Here is a 17255-nt window from a genome sequence, read left to right as displayed (position 1 = left end):
AAATTTCCCTCGAAATCAGCGTGCAGCCTTCGAAATGCGCATTGCTCCTGCAACCGCATCCAAAAGGCGACGGACGGAAGTGACCCGGGAAGTACGCCTCTGGCGTTCTGCCTCGGCCTCGGAAGGAGAAGAAGGAAGGCTGAAGGGCTCACGCCCCTGTGCCCACGCATCCAGTGCACATGAGGGGGCATCCTCGAGGTGCGTGCACAGCGGGAGGCACCACTGCGCAGCCTCGGCGACGTCGGGGAAAACGCCAAGTACATCGTCGGTATCGACATGCCCGAGTCCAAAGGAACGCACACCGGGGGTGTCAACGATCCAGCCACCGCCAGGCAGCTCGAAGGCTCGCGAAGAGGTTGATGTGTGTCGACCTCGCCCGGTCACCTGATTGACCATTCCCACGCTGCGCTGGGCCTGTGGAATCAGCGCGTTAATGAGCGTTGATTTTCCAACTCCGGAGTGGCCAACCAAAACGGAAAAATGCCCGGCGAGAAGCTCTCTTAATTCGTCAAGCCCCTGATCGCCAGCGGCAACCGAGGTCACCACTGTTGTCAGATCAAAATCCGCATACGCGCGAAGGAATTCTTCGGCCGGAGCAAGATCAGCTTTCGTGAGGCAAAGAACGGCACGCATCCCCGCCTCGTGAGCGGCAACCAAACAGCGGTCAATCATTCCCATCCGCGGAGGAGGATCGGCCAAAGCCGTCACAATCACCATAATCTGTGCGTTTGCAACGATAATCTTTTCTCCCTTTTGATCGGGAGCATCCTCAAGAGAGCGGCGTAGAACGCTGCTTCTTTCCTCTACAGCAACAATCCGGGCCAAGGTATCAACGCGGCCGCTGAGATCGCCGGTCAAACGGACACGATCACCAACGACAACGCTTCCCTTTTTGAGCTCGCGGGCAAGAACAGAGCGCAGGTTGATATCTTCATAGCGAACCAGGTAGCGGCCACGGTCAATACCGATTACCTGACCGATTGGCTTGTTACCCCAATCAGGGCGAACTTTTGTACGTGGCCGCGAGCGCTTCCCAGGGCGAACCTTCACGCGCGGGTCATCGGTGCCGATATCGCGTCTAGACATTTGCGCCTCGATTCTCCAGCATGCTCTGCCACATAGATTCAAAGTTCGGAAGAGTTTTTGAGGTACACGCGATATCGTCCACGCTCACCCCATCGATGAGCAATCCAACGATTGCAGCGAAAGTTGCCATCCTATGGTCTGCGAAGGAGCGCAGCTTGGCGCCATGAAGCGGGCGCGGCCAAATCGTGAGGCCATCGTCAAAAACTTCGACGCAGCCACCTAGGGATCGAATGGAGTCCGCGATGGCTTCCAAACGATCAGTCTCATGCCCGCGAAGGTGCGCGATTCCGCTGAGAGTAGATGGAGTTTGTGCAAAGAGCAGGAGCGCAGCAAGGGTCGGAACCATCTCGCCCATTGCGGACATATCACAGGTGATCCCCTGGAAAGTGCCTGGGCCGTGGCCGTCGACAAACAAGGTGCCGTTTTCGCTTCCTTCGACAAGCAATCGGGTGTCAATCCCCATGCGCTCAAAAAGTTTTGGCCACATTGCTCCCGGCTGTGTGGAGTTCACAGGCCAATGAGGGATGGCAAGACTTCCGCCGCTGAGGATTCCCGCGCACAAGAAGGGACCCGCATTTGAAAGGTCCGCTTCGATTTTGATTTCCGAGGCCGTGGGCTTGCCTTCCTCAATCTTCCACTCGCTTCGGCTGATTTTTGACCAGGTAATCCCGGTTGCTCGCATCATGTCCAAGGTCATGTTGATATGAGGAAGAGAGATCAGTTCTTGCTCGCTGCGAATGGTAGCTCCGCCAAGGAGAGGACTGATCAACAGCATTGCAGAAAAGAACTGAGAAGAGGCCGAGGCATCAACGGTGACCGTACCGGGGTGGTAGCGCAGTGGCCCCTTAATGGTGAAGGGGAGATGACCGTGCTCTGAGTGATAGGTGATGTGTGCCCCCAGATTTTCGAGGACATCGAGAAGGGCGCCGAGAGGGCGCGCATAGGCTTGTTTATCGCCATCAAAGCGCGTGGGGATGGGAGAGAGTGCAGCTAGGGGAGGAAGAAAACGCATGACAGTTCCTGCAAGGCCGCAGTCGATCTGCCGTTTTTCTTCGGTAGCTGAGCCGATTTCCATTGGTATCACGCGCGCCGACATCTCACCAAGAAACGAAATCTGCGCACCTAAGGTTACTAGGGCCTCGGCAAAGAGATCTGTGTCCCGGGAGCGCAACAGTCCGTGGATGGTGCAGGGTGAAGAACCGGTTGCTGCAAGGTAGAGAGCTCGGGCAGTTTGAGATTTTGAGCCTGGGATTTCAACCTGAGTGTTAAGTGGCTCGTGTACGCGCGGTGCGTCCCAGTGCTTCACTGTCCTAAGCCCGCTGCAATCGTCTGCTGAGAAAGTGCGCGGCGTTTCTCATCGCGACGCCAGGCAGCGCTTGGGCGACCGCGTCGGTCCATCCCCGCAAAAACAAGCCCTGCACAATTTGCAAGCTTGAGACCAAGGGACGTGCGATCCTCGTGATTAATAATCGCCATGGGAAGAGCGATCCCTGCCAGGAGCGCGGCCGAGGTGCGGGGGGCTTTGCCGACGGCGAAAGTAATGGAGGCAGCCAAGGCTACGCCCGCACTGATGCGCGCGGCGGAACGCAGGTAGGGGTCGATGTCATCGACCTGTGTCAAATCCTCAACTTTGTTGAAGAGCGGGCGAAGTCCTTCGAGTTTAGCTGCATGCTGATCGGGGTGGATCAAGGCGTCAAGTGCGTCTAGGGCAAGGGGGGCAACCAACAGGGGACGAGCGATACCGCGAAGAATAGACATAGCCCTATTGTGTCAAAAAATACTCAGGTGCACCGGTTTCCACGTCGAGAAAAAATGGGCAATTTTGGCTGCGCTTGGAATATGGAGCGGAATAATTAGCAATCGCAGGCGTTGATGTGGATATGCAAAGCGATGTGAGAGTGGCTCAGCGCCCACGGGTCAGGGGAAGGCAAAAGCCTCGCCCTGATTTTGCGCGTCCACTTTCCCATCCTAGGTATTCGCGATTAGCCTTGACATCGATGAGTGATACACAAGAAATCAGTCAAGAGGAAAAGGATCGGCTTTTTGCCGAACAAGCCCTTCCTCTGGTCGATCAGCTCTTCGGTGCGGCGCTGGGGATGACGCGCAATCGTACCGACGCAGAAGATCTCGTTCAAGAGACCTTTATGAAGGCCTACACGAAGTTCCACCAATATCAGCAAGGAACGAATATTAAGGCTTGGCTGTATCGGATTTTGACGAACACGTATATTACCCAGTACCGCAAGGCACAGCGTTCACCACAGCGAAGCGGTGGTGAAGAGGTTGAGGACTGGCAGTTGGCAGCGGCTGCCTCACACGACGAAAAGGGGCTTGTCTCGGCGGAAGCCGAAGCTTTAGATAATATCCCGTCAGCTGAGCTTCGTTCGGCTCTTGAAGCTTTGTCTGAGGATCAGCGTGTGGTCGTACTTCTGTCTGATGTTGAAGGTTTTGCCTATAAAGAAATTGCCGAGATGCTTGACATTCCCATTGGGACTGTCATGTCACGGCTTCATCGTGGGCGAAAGAATCTTCGCGAGAACCTATCTGAACTTGCGGCGGAATACGGTATTGGGGGATACCATGCAGATTGATGATCATCGTGCTTGTCAGGAATTACATGACCACCTCTATGAGGTCATCGACTTTCTCGACCGAGAGGGCTGCCAAGAGCACATTACGACCGACTGTCTGAAGGATCCCGCTCTGCGCGCGCAGCTGCTTGAACATATTTCACGCTGTTCCCACTGCCAGGAATCGATGTGCACCGAGCGTTATGTTCGCTCGCTACTGGCACACTGTCTTGACGAACCCGCACCTGCGTCTCTTCGAGCACGAATTGTTTCCAAGACCTGTGTGACGGTGAGCTGGAGCTCGACAGAATCGTGAGTTTCGACTCGCAGGGTGCTCTCTGTTTGGAGAAACGCTGTGGGTGTGAAAAACTGTACAGGTTGGATATCTCAGTTTTAGAGGAGACGACAATGTCGAAGAGGGGTCGTAAGCGTCGCGATCGTCGTAAGCACGGCGCGAACCACGGCAAGCGTCCTAACGCCTGAACCGTGTTTTAAACGGGTGTGGGGTCCGATGCATCGCATCGGACCCCACAGTTTTATTTCCGCTGGATTTCTTAGGATTCGGCTTCTTGGGCGCCAATCCACTCAAACCACCCTTGATGCAGAACGAGCCAAGCCATCAGGGCAAAACCAGACTGTCCGGGCATCGACGCCCCACGGGCACTGCGTACGGATGAAGACGCCATGTCTTCAAACCATTGGTCATGAGCGACCAGGGGAGCATAGGTATCAACAAAGGGGATATCTCGCCGTTCGCACACCTGCTGACAGGACAGTGAAAGCTCCTTCACCGCAGAGGATTGCACACCGGCAAGCGGAGGTGGGCCAACGACCATTGAGGGGATCCCCAAAGTTGATGCCCGGTCAGTAATATTCGCCAAATTGAGACGAGAGCGGGGAGTTGAAATCCCGGCCGGAATATCACTGCATCCAACAGCAATAATCAGCGCGCAAGGCTCGTCGGGAGCAAAGCGATACACGACCTCATCCTCCCAGCGTGCAGCAAGCTGCGAGGTCGTTTCTCCCGGAACAGCCAAGGTCATGACGGTTGGCGGAGAAGGGAACTCGGAACGTGCCAATACCCGCCCAACCCAACCGAGGCCTCGGGGATCTCCCATGGGGGTAATGAGTTCATCGCCGATAATACAGATTCGCATGACGCCCCCTATGCGAAGGCCCGGCGCATGAGCTCCGCGGCCTGTTCGCGATGCAAGCTTGCTCGCCCGGCGGCGGTCGTTGCGCTCTCTGGACGAGAGACCAAAGTCGGTGCAATTCCTAGCTCGGGGAACAAATTCAAGGCGAAGTGAGGCCAAATTCCCTGATTCTTTGGCTCATCTTGGAGCCACAGGAGTTCGGCATTCGGGAATGCAGATAGAACCTGACGGAGCTCCTCAGTAGGAAGCGGATAGAGCTGCTCAACGCGAATAATCGCCGTATTCCACGCACCGCGTTCTTCCCGCTCATGGATCAGGTCGTAGTAGATCCGTCCCGAGCACAAAATCACCCGCGACACATGGCTTGTCTCTACCCGCGAATCGACTTCGCCGTATACGGGAGTGAAGGATCCGGTGGTGAATTCCTCAAGACGCGATGACGCTGCATGCAGACGCAGAAGCTGTTTCGGGGTGAAGGCGATCAGTGGCTTACGAGGCCTCTTGTAGGCCTGAGTGCGCAGCATGTGGAAATGGTTCGCCGGGGTAGAGGGCTGAACTATCCACATGTTGTTTTCCGCGGCAAGCTGCAGGTATCGCTCGATTCGTGCAGACGAGTGGTCTGGCCCCTGGCCCTCTTGGCCGTGCGGCAAGAGCATGACCAAGGACGAACGCTGTCCCCACTTTGTTTCCGCGGAAGAAACAAACTCATCGATGACCGTTTGAGCGCCAATCGCGAAGTCTCCAAACTGCGCTTCCCACAAAACCAGAGCTTCGGGTCGCTCGATGGAGTAGCCATACTCATAGGCCAATACCGCATACTCCGACAGCGGCGAATCGAAAACATCGAAGTTTGCCTGGTCGGGAGTAAGGAAGTGTAGGGGAGTGAACTCGCGACCGTCTTTATGATCGTGCAAAACTGCATGGCGCTGAACGAAAGTTGCGCGTCGTGCGTCCTCACCTGAGAGACGAATAGGCGTTCCTTCCATCAACAAAGTGCCAAAGGCTAGGAGCTCCGCGAAACCCCAGTCAATCGGGGCATGACCAGTTGCCATTTCCTGACGCTTCTGGCACAGCTTCTCAAGCTTGGGGTGCACGGTGAAATCAGGCGGGAAATTCACGTAGGCATCACCAACACGCTCGAGCGCCTCGGGGGTGACTGCCGAAGACCAGCCAATCATCATTCCCGCGCCGGGAAGCTGGCTTTCGGGAACCTGCCACTGATCATCTTCAGTGGGGTGTTCTTGCTGCGGGGCCCAACCGTGCTCACGGGTGTGCTCAAGGATCTCACTGAGCTCGGCCTCGTAGGCGCGAATTGACGCGCGGGCTTCTTCATCGGTCAACTGACCACGGCCAACAAGGTTACGGATGTAGACCTCACGGGTGGACGGAAGCTGTGAAATGAGCGAGTACATGACCGGCTGCGTCATTGAAGGATCGTCGCCCTCATTGTGGCCGCGACGGCGGTAACAGGTCATGTCGATGATGACATCCTTGTGGAAAGCCTCGCGGAAATCCAAAGCCAATGCAGCCACGCGGACTACGGCCTCGGGATCATCGCCATTGACATGGAAAATCGGGACCTGCAGTCCCTTGGCCAAATCGGTTGGGTAGCGCGTTGAACGACCTGAAGCTGGACCGGTTGTAAAACCAATCTGGTTATTCACAATGACGTGAATGGTTCCGCCAGTGCGGTAGCCGGTCAGCTGAGACATATTGAGAGTCTCTTGAACGACACCCTGGCCAATGAAGGCAGCATCACCGTGAATGAGTAGTGGAACCACGGGAAAATCAGGATCACCCAAGACGTCTTGCTTCGCGCGAACAATGCCCTCGAGGACGCCGTCAGCAGCCTCGAGATGCGAAGGATTTGCCGCAAGAGAAATCTTCGTTGCTACGCCGTCTTCAGAGGAATATACGCCTTCGGTACCCAGGTGATACTTGACGTCGCCAGAGCCTTGAACAGTGCGCGGATCCTGATTTCCTTCGAACTCGGAAAAAATCTGGGCATAGCTCTTCCCAGCAAGATTTGCCAGAACATTCAAGCGCCCGCGGTGAGCCATCGCAATGGCAACCTCGTGGATCCCGCGGTGTGCAGCCCTATTCAAGATCTCGTCCAAAAGCGGGATCAGCGACTCTCCGCCTTCCAGAGAGAAACGCTTCTGGCCCAGGTACTTAGTCTGCAAAAACTCTTCGAAAGCCTCAGCGTGAATGAGGGTCGAAAGAATGCGGCGCTGTTCCTTAGCAGAAGGTGCTTCAAAGGGGCCTTCAATGCGTTCTTGGACCCACTGTCGCTGGTTCGGGTCCTGAATGTGCATGTATTCGATACCAATAGAACGAATATAGGTATCGTGCAGGCGGGCAATCAGATCGCGAAGCAGCATCTGTTCGCTTCCACCGAAACCGCCCGTGGGGAACGAGCGATCCAAGTCCCAGACGGTCAAGCCGTAGGTTGAAAGGTTCAAATCGGGGTGGCGGCGGACGCGATAAGCCAGGGGATCGGTATCTGCTGCCAAATGGCCTCGTGAACGGTAGGCCTGGATGAGCTCGGCAATACGAGCGGGCTTGCCCTTTTCGCGCTCAAGATCGTATTCGAAGTCTGCTTCCCACACGTAGGGGGGAATTGGGATATGAAGCGCTGTAAACACGCGGTCATAGAAACCGTCGCGTCCGCTGAGTTTGAGATCAAGGAGACGCAGGAAATCACCCGAAGCGGCGCCCTGGATCACGCGATGGTCATAAGTAGAAGAGACGAACATCGTCTTACCAATGCCCAAAAGGGCAAGTTTGCGCGGAGAAACTCCCGCAAATTCCGCTGGGTAATCCATCGCGCCCACACCGATGATGACACCCTGACCATTCATCAGGCGCGGAACGGAAGTTGTTGTTCCAATGGTTCCGGGGTTCGTGAGCGTAACCGTCGCGCCCTGGTAGTCTTCAGCGCTGAGTGAGCCGGCTTTCGCGCGTGAAACAATGTCCTGATAGGCCTCGACGAAACCGGTGAAGGTAAGAGTATCGGCCTGATGGATCACGGGGACAACAAGACGGCGTTCGCCCGCGTGCTGGATATCGATCGCAAGTCCAAAACCGACGTGTGCGCGCTCGTCGATAGCCGGCTTGCCATCGTTGAGTGAATAGCGGACATTCATCTGCGGCATCTCGCAGAGCGCCTCGACAATCGCGTAGCCGATGAGGTGGGTAAATGAAACCTTACCGCCGACCGTGCGTGCAAGATGCGCATTGATGACCGATCGATTTTCAATGAGGATTTTTGCCGCAATCTGACGTTGGGAAGTTGCTGTTGGGATCGTGAGTGACTCATCCATATTGCGAGCCGTTGCGCGAGCAATGCCCTTCAACACATGGAGTTCATCTTGGGTTTCTGTCTGTTCTGACAAAGACGAGGCAACTGGGGACGTGCGGTGAATACGTGCATAGGGTGACGAGGCCTGGGCGGATTGCGCCGGAGGAGCGGGAGGAAGATCGGAGCGCGTCACCGAAACTTCCGGCTGCTCCGTTGTCGGGTTGTCCTCGTGAGCAGCCAAAGCGGCCTCAGCGCTGACGACCGCGGTGGGTTGAGTGGGGAGAGGAGCTTGGCTTCGATGGAGCTGTGCCGGGAGGGTATCACCCTCAAAATAGGCGCGCCAAGACGCATCCACACTGTGTGGATCGGTCAACCACTGCTGACGCATTTGTTGAACCCATTCGTGTGAACGTGGGGAATCCGCCACCGTTACACCATCCTTTTCCCTGAACACGGCCATGTGAGTCTTGACATTATTTTAGGCCCTCACGTCCAGAATGCCCTTTCCTGCGTGGGCCTTTCTCACACTTCGAAGATGGGTGGGTCCAGATAGACTGGAAGAACCATGGATAGTGACAGTTGTTGCCCTGACCAAAGTTCGATGTGTCTTCACCACCAAATGGTGGGAGGCCAGCGTGCTTTTTGATATCGCAATGCTCCTTTTAGGAGTGATCCTCACCGCGGGTACCTTCATCTTTGTTTCCGCAGAATTTTCTCTTGTCGCCCTTGATCAGGCCGTCGTCGAAAGTCGTGCAGCTGCGGGTGACGCCCGGGCACGTCAGGTGGGACAGGCCATTAAGAACCTCTCGACTCAACTTTCAGGTTCGCAGGTTGGCATCACCTTAACGACGATTCTCTTGGGGTATACCACGCAATCTGCGCTCGCGGATCTTCTCACGAAGGCGGGCGTTGGAATGGGGCTATCAACTGCTATTTCTTCGGCTGTTGGAGTGGGTGTCGCGGCGGTCATTATCAATGTGATGTCCATGGTTTTTGGTGAGCTTGTTCCGAAAAACCTAGCACTGGCCCATCCCCTGAAGACCGCGGGACGTATTGTCCCCTTTAACACTCTCTTCACTGTGATCTTCAAGCCGGTGATTGTCGTCCTGAATTCCTCCGCCAATGGGATATTGCGTCTTCTGGGAGTAGAACCCCAAGAAGAGCTTTCATCTGCACGATCGGCATCAGAATTAGCTGCGATGGTTCGCCACTCGGCCCAAGAAGGGACATTGGATACCTCGACGGCCTCGCTCTTCACGAATTCCATCCGCATCACTGAACTCACTGCCGTGGATGTCATGACCGATCGCGGGCTTCTTCACACGATTCCCGATGATGCCTATGCCTCTGATGTTGTCCGTGCCGCGCACGAAACCGGGCATTCTCGTTTCCCTGTGATTGGTGAAGATCGTGACGACATCATCGGTTTTGTCTCATTGCGCAGGGCTGTTGCGGTTCCCTATGGGAAGCGTGACGAGGTCCCGGTCCTCTCCTCCTCTCTTTTGGCAGATGCCCCACGCGTTCCTGAGACCTTAGATCTGGCGACCCTTTTGGTGCAGTTGCGTGAAGAAGGCTTGCAGATGGCAGTGGTCGTTGATGAATACGGTGGTGTCTCTGGAATTGTCACTCTTGAAGACGTCGTCGAGGAGATCGTTGGCGATGTTGCTGATGAACACGATCAACGTCGCCTGGGTATTCGTCCTCGTCCTGATGGGTCCTACCTTGTTCCGGGGCGTCTGCGGATTGATGAACTCGCGCAAAAGATTAAGATTTTCCTTCCTGATGATGGGCCCTATGACACTCTTGCAGGCCTGATCATGACCGAACTGGGAACGATCCCACAGGTTGGAGATCGATGCGAAGTTGCTGGCGTGCGCCTTGAGGTCATTCAGATGATGGGCAGGCGCGTCATGCAAGTGAGCGTTGTTCCGCCCGTTCACGAGGCCGAAGGTGAGGTGCTCCTGTGAATAGCACCCTTGCTTTAGTCCTCACCCTTCTTTTACTAGCGATGAATGCCTTCTTCGTCGCGGGCGAATTTGCGACGACCTCCTCCAGGCGTTCCCAGTTTGAGCCTTTGGTGGAAGAGGGAGTTCGAGGATCGCGTTATGCGCTTTTTGCCTTAGAGCACGTGTCCTTGATGCTGGCAATCTGTCAGTTGGGTGTGACCGTAGCTTCAACCTCTTTGGGTGTGGTTGCTGAACCAACTTTTGCCGCAATGGTTGAGGGACCCATGGAAAAATGGGGGCTGCCGCATTCGTGGATACACGTTGTTGGCTTCACCTTTTCTTTGGTCTTAGTGCTGTTCCTCCACGTTGTCTTCGGCGAAATGGTTCCGAAGAACCTTTCAATTGCGAATCCACAGCGTCTTCTTCTTGTCCTTGCGCCGATTCTGGTCAATATCGGCCATGTCATTCGCCCGATCATTCACGCTATGGATCACCTGGCAAATTGGTTCTTACGCGTAGCGGGAGTTGAACCAAAGTCAGAGATTTCTGCGACCTTTACCATCGAAGAGATGGCGACCATCGTTGAGCATTCTCAGCAAGAGGGAATGATTGATGATGATCTGGGCTTGCTCTCTGGAACCTTAGAGTTTTCTACTGAGAACGCCTCCGATGTCATGGTTCCGCTGAGTGAATTGGTGATTCTGAGTGCTGAGTGCACTCCCGAGGACGTTGAGAAGGAAGTCGCGCGTACAGGTTTCTCGCGATTCCCCGTTGCCGACGAGTCCGGAGTGCTGAGTGGATATATTCACCTCAAGGACGTCTTGTACGCCGAGGGCGCTGAGCGATTCGAACCTGTCACTTCATGGAGAATCCGCAAGATGGAAGCGGTCTCGATGGAAGCTGAGGTGGAAGATGCTTTGCGCCATATGCAGCGCGCGGGCGCCCACCTCGCAGAGGTCATTGGGAAGGATGGAAACGTTCAAGGAGTGCTCTTCCTTGAAGATATTCTTGAGCGTCTTGTCGGTGAGGTCCGCGATGCACTTCAACGCGATTCGCTTCCGGGGGCTCACCGCCAAGCATGAGCGCTAGGACACAAGTACCTGCGTGAGTGAAAAATATTTGGGATGATTAAAAAGTTATGACGACACCAGCACCGAACTTACCCACGCGACGCCAGCGCGCCCATGAGCGCGCGCAGCGTGCGCAGGTTGATGCTGCCCAGGTTCTTCCCGCTGAGCCCCTGGGACGTAAGCGCGGTAGAGCTGCTCGCCTTCTTGTGCGTTCCAGCGTTCTTCTTGCTTTAGGTGCAATGACCATTGCGGTTCCGCTCAGTGGTTTTCTTCGTCCCGACGTTTCAATCTCTATTCCTTCGCGTCAGTTCGGCGCAGCAATTGGTTCGCAGTCGTGGGCCTCTGATTCTCAAGCTGTCTTGCTTTCTTCCGGCCTCAATGCGCAGGTCGATGCTGCCTCGCGATCGCGGGTGCGTTCGCCGCTCATGGTTCAATGCGTCGGTGATGGGGGCGGTGCGGCTGACGGTACGCGCACTTTGACGAAGGCGGACACGATCTACTGGCCTCTTCAAGAGGGCACCTACCAAATCACTTCGCCTTTTTCGATGCGCATTTCACCCGTCTCGGGAACCATGCTCATGCATGAAGGCGTCGATATGGCCGCCCCGCTTGGGACTCCCATTCATGCGGTATTTGCTGGACAGGTGACAGAAGTTTCAGAGAATTCTCGTTCTGGAGCTCTTGTGACAATTCGTCACACAGCAAGTGATGGAAGCGTGTTCTATTCTGCTTACCTTCACCAGTACATGAAGGATATTAAAGTCAAGGTCGGCCAACAGGTTTCAGCTGGCGAGCAAATCGGAGCCGTTGGATCAAATGGCTGGTCTACTGGACCTCACCTTCACTTTGAGATTCACAATTCTTCAGATCAACCAGTTGATCCGGAGGCATGGATGGCCGACCATAAGGCGGTCCACATCGGTAAGGAGTGCTAAGCATGTATCGGGTTGTGGGCGACGGACCGATTATTCTTGCGCATCGAGGCGGGGGAGCAGAAGGACCTGAGAACACCCCAGAAGCTTTTGAAGCGCTACGTCATATTCAGGTCTATCACGTTGAAACAGACGCACATTTAAGCGCCGATGGTCAGGTTGTTCTCAACCACGATCCCGAGGTCGATCGCACGTATTCAGCAAGCGGCAAAATCCGTGAAATGAACTGGAGCGAGCTGCGTGAATTGCGCGGTGTTGATGGTGGGCGAATGATCCGCTTGGCTGAGGCCCTGGACGAGTTTCCCGACATGTATTTCAATATCGATGCTAAGAGTGACGAAGTTGCGCTTCCTTTGCTTGAAGTTATTCATGAACATGATGCGCTTGGACGTGTCTTAGTCGCTTCCTTTGACGAATCACGGCTGCGTCGCCTGCGTCGTTTGGAGCCTCGTCTGGTCACCTCGGTGGGCGTTGGCGCGGTTACTCGTCTTGTTGCAGCTTCACAGCTCGCGCAGCCTGCCAGACGTCTTCTTGTCCCAGGACCTCTTGAAGGAGTATGGGCGGTTCAAGTTCCTGAGAAGATGGGGGCGATTCGAGTTGTCGATCGCCGCTTTGTCGCTACAGCACATGCCTTGGGGTGTGCCGTGCACGTCTGGACCGTCAACGAGGAAGAACAGATGCATCGTCTGCTAGATCTTGGCATTGATGGAATCATCACGGACTATCCAACAAGGGCTCGCAAGGTTCTTGAAGAACGAGGCCAGTGGTATCCGATTGCACCGGCAAATGCCGAATAGACACCGAGATAGAGAAGCATAAAGCTTGTGGGAGGCAGCAGATGTGCCTCCCACACGCTTGTCTATGATGGTGTTGCCTTAACGCTTAGGCATCAATGCCCTGGGTGCGGGTTGCTAATTCAATGGTACGGGCGCGTGCGATTCGCCAGAATGAAATCCCCACCAAGACGATGGCCACTGCGATGCCTGCGATGCGGACCCAGCCAGTGCCAATGAAGATCATCGCCATCGCTGCAAGCTCGGGAACAAGCAACATGAATGAATCCACAATGTAACGACCGAAACTGGGCATTTCGATGCCGTCGGCCTCGGCCACGGACTTGACCATGAAGTTTGGACCATTGCCAATGTACGTGATAGCGCCGCAAAAAACTGCGCCCAAGGAGATTGGGATCAGATAGGCCTCGGGAACTCCGGCAATGAGCGTTCCATCTCCGCCCAAGGTCTTTGCCATTCCGAAGAAGGTCATGTAGGTCGGAGCATTGTCCAAGACCGAGGACAAGGAACCCGTGAAGACGAAGAAAGTTCCGCGGTTGAGGGGAAGAGAAGGCGCAACTTCTTCGAGGACGCGCAGTGCGGGGGCCATCGTGGCGAAAATGCCGATGAAGAGTGCAGCAACTTCGGCAATGGGGGACCACTGGAAAGCGTTCTCCTCGTAGCGGACATTTTTATTGCCAACAGTCAGTGAAAGGCCAGCTGCGATAAGCATGACGACCTCACGCCACGGAACCAACTCGCTTCCGTGCGCATGACCTTCGATGATGGCCTCGGCATCCCATGAGGGAAGGAAAGCAACGGAGCAGATGATCGCAGCGAAGAATAGAAGATTAATTGCACCGTGTAGGCGCAGAGGTTCGATGTCTTCGTTGTCCTCTTCGATAGCCAGCTTGGGCTCCGAGGCATAGTACAGGCGATCAAGCGAATAATAAGAAAGGAGAAGGATTCCAAGGACGAACGCCCATTCCTTCCACAGGTTCAGCGTCCATGTAAAGGGAACGCCGTTGAGGAAACCAAGAAAGAGCGGCGGGTCACCAAGCGGAGTGAGTAGGCCCCCGCAGTTAGCGACGATGAAGATCGTGAAGAGAACGGTGTGGACCTTGTTCACACGCTCGCGGTTGGTGGCAAGGAGGGGACGGATCAACAGCATTGCCGCACCGGTTGTCCCAATGAAGGATGCCAGGACGCCGCCAATTGCCAAAAAGATTGTGTTGTTCCGGGGGGTTGCGCGAATGTCACCGGCGAGGTGAATACCGCCCGAGACTACGTAGAGTGAGAACAGGAGGCAGATGAATTGGAAGTATTCAATCCCTGTGTCGATCAGCGGAGCGCTTCCGGCCTTCCAGAACATCCACAGCGATGTCGGAACTGCCAAGATCAGTGCGACGGTGAGCTGAGAGGAATTGCGCTCCCACCAGTGTGAGGTGGCAGGAATAAGCGGCAAAATCGCGATAGATGCGAGCATTGCGACAAAGGGAAGTAGAGACCACAACGGGTATTCCACAAGAACTCCTTGACGGTGAATCTGGTTGGCACGCTGCCTCATTCATCCTAGGCTATGGCGCTGCGTGGGGCAGAAAGTATCTTCCTATGCGATCGGCACGCCTATGATGGAATTCGTCGAGGAGGTTTAATGTCCCAGCGTGTGCGCGATGTCGCGCTACTGATTGCTGCCGGTTTATTTGCGGGTTCACTCTCAGGTTTATTTGGAATTGGTGGTGGAACCGTCATTGTCCCTGCGCTCATGGCGGTTGGTTATTCTCAGCGCGATGCCTCGGCCTCAAGTTTGCTAGCCATCGTTCCAACCTGCATTTCCGGGGTGATCTCCTATGCGGCAGTTGGCAGAATTGCGTGGATCCCTGCGCTTCTTATGACCATGGGCATGTTGATCGGTGTACAAATGGGGACATGGATGCTTGCGCGACTGTCTGAGGGCGTTCTGCGCTGGGGGTTTGTCGCGTTCATCGTGACATTGATTGTGATCCAGGTTGTGTATGTTCCCGCTCGCGAGGGGGCTCTTGATGTTACTCTCCCGGTGGGAATAGCACTGTTCCTACTGGGATGTTTGTGTGGTTTTCTTGCCGGTTTGTTGGGAATTGGTGGGGGAGCAGTTGCGATACCTGGACTGACCCTTCTGGGTATGTCTGACTTGGGTGCTCGTGGAGTATCGATGGTCGTGATGCTTCCGGGTGCGCTGAGCGGAACGGTAACGAATTATCGACGAGGCCTTGTCCGTCTTGGCCCCGCATTGATCGTTGGTTGCACGGCTGTGTGCGCAGTTCCTTTTGGAGCGTGGTGTGCGACGATTCTATCGCCTCGCGTTGATGCCTTGCTTTTTGGTGCGTGGTTTGCGGTGCTCTTGGTGCGTTCCATCATTGTGGCGCGAAAAGTGCCCCGAACAGGATTCGAACCTGCGACCTTTCGCTCCGGAGGCGAACGCTCTATCCACTGAGCTATCGGGGCAACCGCCTCAGTTTATCAGTCTTTAGCCCGAGCTCAAACGCTAGTAGAACCTCGGATCAGGCCGTATCATGAAGGGGTTCCCTCTCTTCAACGTGAATGGAAGTTTACATGCGCGTCCATATTGCAACTGATCATGCCGGATTCGAACTTAAAGAGCACCTGGTGAAGGTCCTTCGTGATTCGGGATATGAGGTTATCGATCACGGTGCAACAACCTATGATCCCAATGATGACTACCCGCAGATGTGTATCGAAGCCGCTGAAGGCGTCGTTTCAGATCCCGGCTCTTTGGGTGTGGTCATTGGTGGTTCGGGAAATGGCGAGCAGATGGCTGCCAACTTGGTCAAGGGTGCGCGTGCGGCACTGGTATGGAACGAAGACATCGCTGTGCTTGCTCGTGAACACAACAATGCGAATGTTATTGCCGTCGGTGCTCGTCAGCACTCGAAGGAAGATGCCACCCGCTTTGTTTTGACCTTCTTGGAAACGCCTTTTAGCGAGGATGAGCGACACAAGCGTCGCATCGCAGTGATGGACGCGTACTAATACCTGACTGGCTGCTGTCGCTTAGCTTTGACCGGTAACGGTCAGATAGACCAATAAAATATTGAGAAGAATAATTGCCGCTGCAATCACAGATGCCACTGCGATTGTCAGCGGCTTATTCACATATTCACCCATGAGCTTTTTGTTTCGCGTCAGATACATGAGCGGCACAATGGCAAAGGGGATGCCGAAGGAAAGTGCTACCTGCGAGAGAACCAATGCCCATGTTGGTTCTGCTCCCATTCCCAGGATGATCAGGGCCGGAATGATCGTTACCAAGCGGCGTGCCAACAGTGGGACGTTCACGTGGAGAAGACCGTTCATGATTTCTGAACCCGCGTAGGCACCCACCGAGGTTGATGCCAAGCCTGAGGCCAGCAGGCCAAGAGCGAAGATGGTGGAAACGGTGCCGCCCAGGGCGTTTGCGATCGCGTGGTAGGCGCCTTCGATGGTGTCGGTTCCTTCGACTCCAGACAAAGCCGAGGCAGCAAGAAGGAGTAGGCCGATATTGACGATTCCGGCAATGCTCAGTGCCCACAAGATATCGTGACGAGTTGCGCGAAGAAGCGCACGCTTGTGGGGTCGTTCGATTTCCGGATCTGTGTGGTGGTCGTTGACCAAGGAAGAGTGCAGGTAAATCGCGTGCGGCATGACAGTTGCGCCGAGCATCGAGGCTGCGACCAAGATTGAGTCGGTGCCCTTGAATCGGGGGATTAGCCCGCTTGCTACTTCAGACCACTGAGGGGGCGCGAAGAAAAGTCCCGCTAAGAATCCCGCCGTAATGACGACAAGCATCCCGATGATGACTGCTTCAAAAATGTTCTGGCGGTGCCCTTGGAAGAGCAGGATAACGATGGATGCGGCGCCAATGATGACACCGGACCACAAAAGGGGAATGCCGAAGAGAAGATTGAGGGCGATTGCTCCACCAATAACCTCAGCGAGGTCGGTTGCAGCTGCGACTACTTCCGCTTGGACCCAGAACAGAATTCGATTGTGGGGACGAAGGCGTTCACCAAGAAGTGCGGGGAGAGATTTTCCGGTGACAATGCCCAATTTTGCTGAGAGGTATTGGACAAGCATGGCTGAGAGATTCGAAAGAACAAGTACCCATACCAAGAGATAGCCGTAGCGAGCACCCGCAGTGATATTTGCAGCGACATTACCTGGGTCCACATACGCAATTGCTGCAATAAATGCCGGACCCATCAAAGCAAATAGTCGATGCTGCTTGAGACGGTGACCACTCATTTTCTATCTCCACAGATCAAAATCTTCGTATAACCGAACTTTACTCCAGATTTTGTGAGGTGTCACAGAGTTTCAGTGTGGCATGGGAGCAATCGAAACGATTACCCTTAAGTGGTGACTCCAGAAGAACTTTCATCTCATA

14 protein-coding genes, 1 tRNA gene and 1 pseudogene are annotated in these 17255 nt (G+C 54.9%); 8 read left to right on the top strand and 8 right to left on the bottom strand.

Annotated features, from left to right (window positions below; all coding sequences use genetic code 11):
* Positions 1 to 15: 15 nt before the first annotated feature.
* From rsgA to KHW85_RS07810, 3 genes are read right to left on the bottom strand one after another with little or no spacing between them, the layout of a single operon-like run.
* Positions 16 to 1086 carry a ribosome small subunit-dependent GTPase A gene (gene rsgA / locus KHW85_RS07820; protein ID WP_291459474.1) on the bottom strand — a complete coding sequence of 357 codons (1071 nt, stop codon included), beginning with the start codon at positions 1084 to 1086 and terminating at the stop codon, positions 16 to 18.
* Complete coding sequence (gene aroA, locus KHW85_RS07815) at positions 1079 to 2392, bottom strand: 3-phosphoshikimate 1-carboxyvinyltransferase (RefSeq protein WP_291459473.1); 1314 nt, start codon at positions 2390 to 2392, stop codon at positions 1079 to 1081. Before aroA ends, rsgA begins: the two co-directional genes overlap by 8 nt.
* Complete coding sequence (locus KHW85_RS07810) at positions 2389 to 2844, bottom strand: hypothetical protein (protein WP_291459472.1); 456 nt, start codon at positions 2842 to 2844, stop codon at positions 2389 to 2391. The genes aroA and KHW85_RS07810 overlap by 4 nt, the downstream gene beginning before the upstream one ends.
* Before the next feature lie 239 nt (positions 2845 to 3083).
* Here KHW85_RS07810 and KHW85_RS07805 point away from each other — a divergent pair, with 239 nt between their 5' ends.
* Together KHW85_RS07805 and KHW85_RS07800 are read left to right on the top strand one after the other, a co-directional pair.
* Positions 3084 to 3677, top strand: a complete 594-nt coding sequence (locus KHW85_RS07805) for a sigma-70 family RNA polymerase sigma factor (RefSeq protein ID WP_291459471.1) — start codon at positions 3084 to 3086, stop codon at positions 3675 to 3677.
* Positions 3667 to 3972, top strand: coding sequence for a hypothetical protein (locus KHW85_RS07800; protein ID WP_291459470.1), 306 nt, complete (start codon positions 3667 to 3669; stop codon positions 3970 to 3972). The genes KHW85_RS07805 and KHW85_RS07800 overlap by 11 nt, the downstream gene beginning before the upstream one ends.
* Positions 3973 to 4210: 238 nt before the next feature.
* Here the strand turns inward: KHW85_RS07800 and KHW85_RS07795 are convergent, their stop codons facing one another.
* Both KHW85_RS07795 and KHW85_RS07790 read right to left on the bottom strand, forming a co-directional pair.
* On the bottom strand, positions 4211 to 4813 hold the full coding sequence (locus tag KHW85_RS07795) for a GDSL-type esterase/lipase family protein (protein WP_291459469.1): 603 nt from the start codon (positions 4811 to 4813) through the stop codon (positions 4211 to 4213).
* Positions 4814 to 4821: 8 nt separating this feature from the next.
* The gene (locus KHW85_RS07790; protein ID WP_291459468.1) at positions 4822 to 8571 is read right to left on the bottom strand and encodes a multifunctional oxoglutarate decarboxylase/oxoglutarate dehydrogenase thiamine pyrophosphate-binding subunit/dihydrolipoyllysine-residue succinyltransferase subunit; all 3750 of its coding nucleotides are present in this window, start codon (positions 8569 to 8571) and stop codon (positions 4822 to 4824) included.
* A gap of 193 nt (positions 8572 to 8764) precedes the next feature.
* On the opposite strand from KHW85_RS07790, the gene KHW85_RS07785 reads away from it, so the two are divergent.
* From KHW85_RS07785 to KHW85_RS07770, 4 genes are read left to right on the top strand one after another with little or no spacing between them, the layout of a single operon-like run.
* A complete protein-coding gene (locus KHW85_RS07785; RefSeq protein ID WP_291459480.1) occupies positions 8765 to 10078 on the top strand; it encodes a hemolysin family protein in 1314 nt (437 codons plus the stop codon).
* Positions 10075 to 11139 (top strand): hemolysin family protein, encoded by a 1065-nt coding sequence (locus tag KHW85_RS07780; protein ID WP_291459467.1) that lies wholly within the window; start codon positions 10075 to 10077, stop codon positions 11137 to 11139. Before KHW85_RS07785 ends, KHW85_RS07780 begins: the two co-directional genes overlap by 4 nt.
* 56 nt (positions 11140 to 11195) lie before the next feature.
* Complete coding sequence (locus KHW85_RS07775; protein ID WP_291459466.1) at positions 11196 to 12062, top strand: M23 family metallopeptidase; 867 nt, start codon at positions 11196 to 11198, stop codon at positions 12060 to 12062.
* Between the two features lie 2 nt (positions 12063 to 12064).
* Complete coding sequence (locus KHW85_RS07770; protein ID WP_291459465.1) at positions 12065 to 12856, top strand: glycerophosphodiester phosphodiesterase family protein; 792 nt, start codon at positions 12065 to 12067, stop codon at positions 12854 to 12856.
* 85 nt (positions 12857 to 12941) lie between these two features.
* Here KHW85_RS07770 and KHW85_RS07765 read toward each other — a convergent pair whose 3' ends face one another.
* Complete coding sequence (locus KHW85_RS07765) at positions 12942 to 14357, bottom strand: sodium:proton antiporter (RefSeq protein ID WP_291459479.1); 1416 nt, start codon at positions 14355 to 14357, stop codon at positions 12942 to 12944.
* Positions 14358 to 14411: 54 nt separating this feature from the next.
* Between KHW85_RS07765 and KHW85_RS08280 the strand changes: the two are divergent.
* Positions 14412 to 15230: pseudogene (locus tag KHW85_RS08280) on the top strand (sulfite exporter TauE/SafE family protein); the annotation flags it as partial.
* Positions 15231 to 15243: 13 nt separating this feature from the next.
* On the opposite strand, the gene KHW85_RS07760 reads toward KHW85_RS08280, so the two are convergent.
* Positions 15244 to 15316: transfer RNA gene (locus KHW85_RS07760), tRNA-Arg, on the bottom strand.
* Positions 15317 to 15424: 108 nt separating this feature from the next.
* Between KHW85_RS07760 and KHW85_RS07755 the strand changes: the two genes are divergently transcribed.
* The gene (locus KHW85_RS07755; protein ID WP_019126177.1) at positions 15425 to 15862 is read left to right on the top strand and encodes a ribose-5-phosphate isomerase; all 438 of its coding nucleotides are present in this window, start codon (positions 15425 to 15427) and stop codon (positions 15860 to 15862) included.
* Between the two features lie 21 nt (positions 15863 to 15883).
* Here KHW85_RS07755 and KHW85_RS07750 read toward each other — a convergent pair whose 3' ends face one another.
* On the bottom strand, positions 15884 to 17113 hold the full coding sequence (locus KHW85_RS07750; protein ID WP_009409227.1) for an Nramp family divalent metal transporter: 1230 nt from the start codon (positions 17111 to 17113) through the stop codon (positions 15884 to 15886).
* Positions 17114 to 17255: the final 142 nt, after the last annotated feature.

Source organism: Actinomyces sp. oral taxon 181 (assembly GCF_018370895.1).
Classification (GTDB): Bacteria; Actinomycetota; Actinomycetes; order Actinomycetales; family Actinomycetaceae; genus Pauljensenia.
The sequence above is the reverse complement of the archived record's forward strand: the minus strand, read 5'-3'. Positions and strand labels throughout refer to the sequence as shown.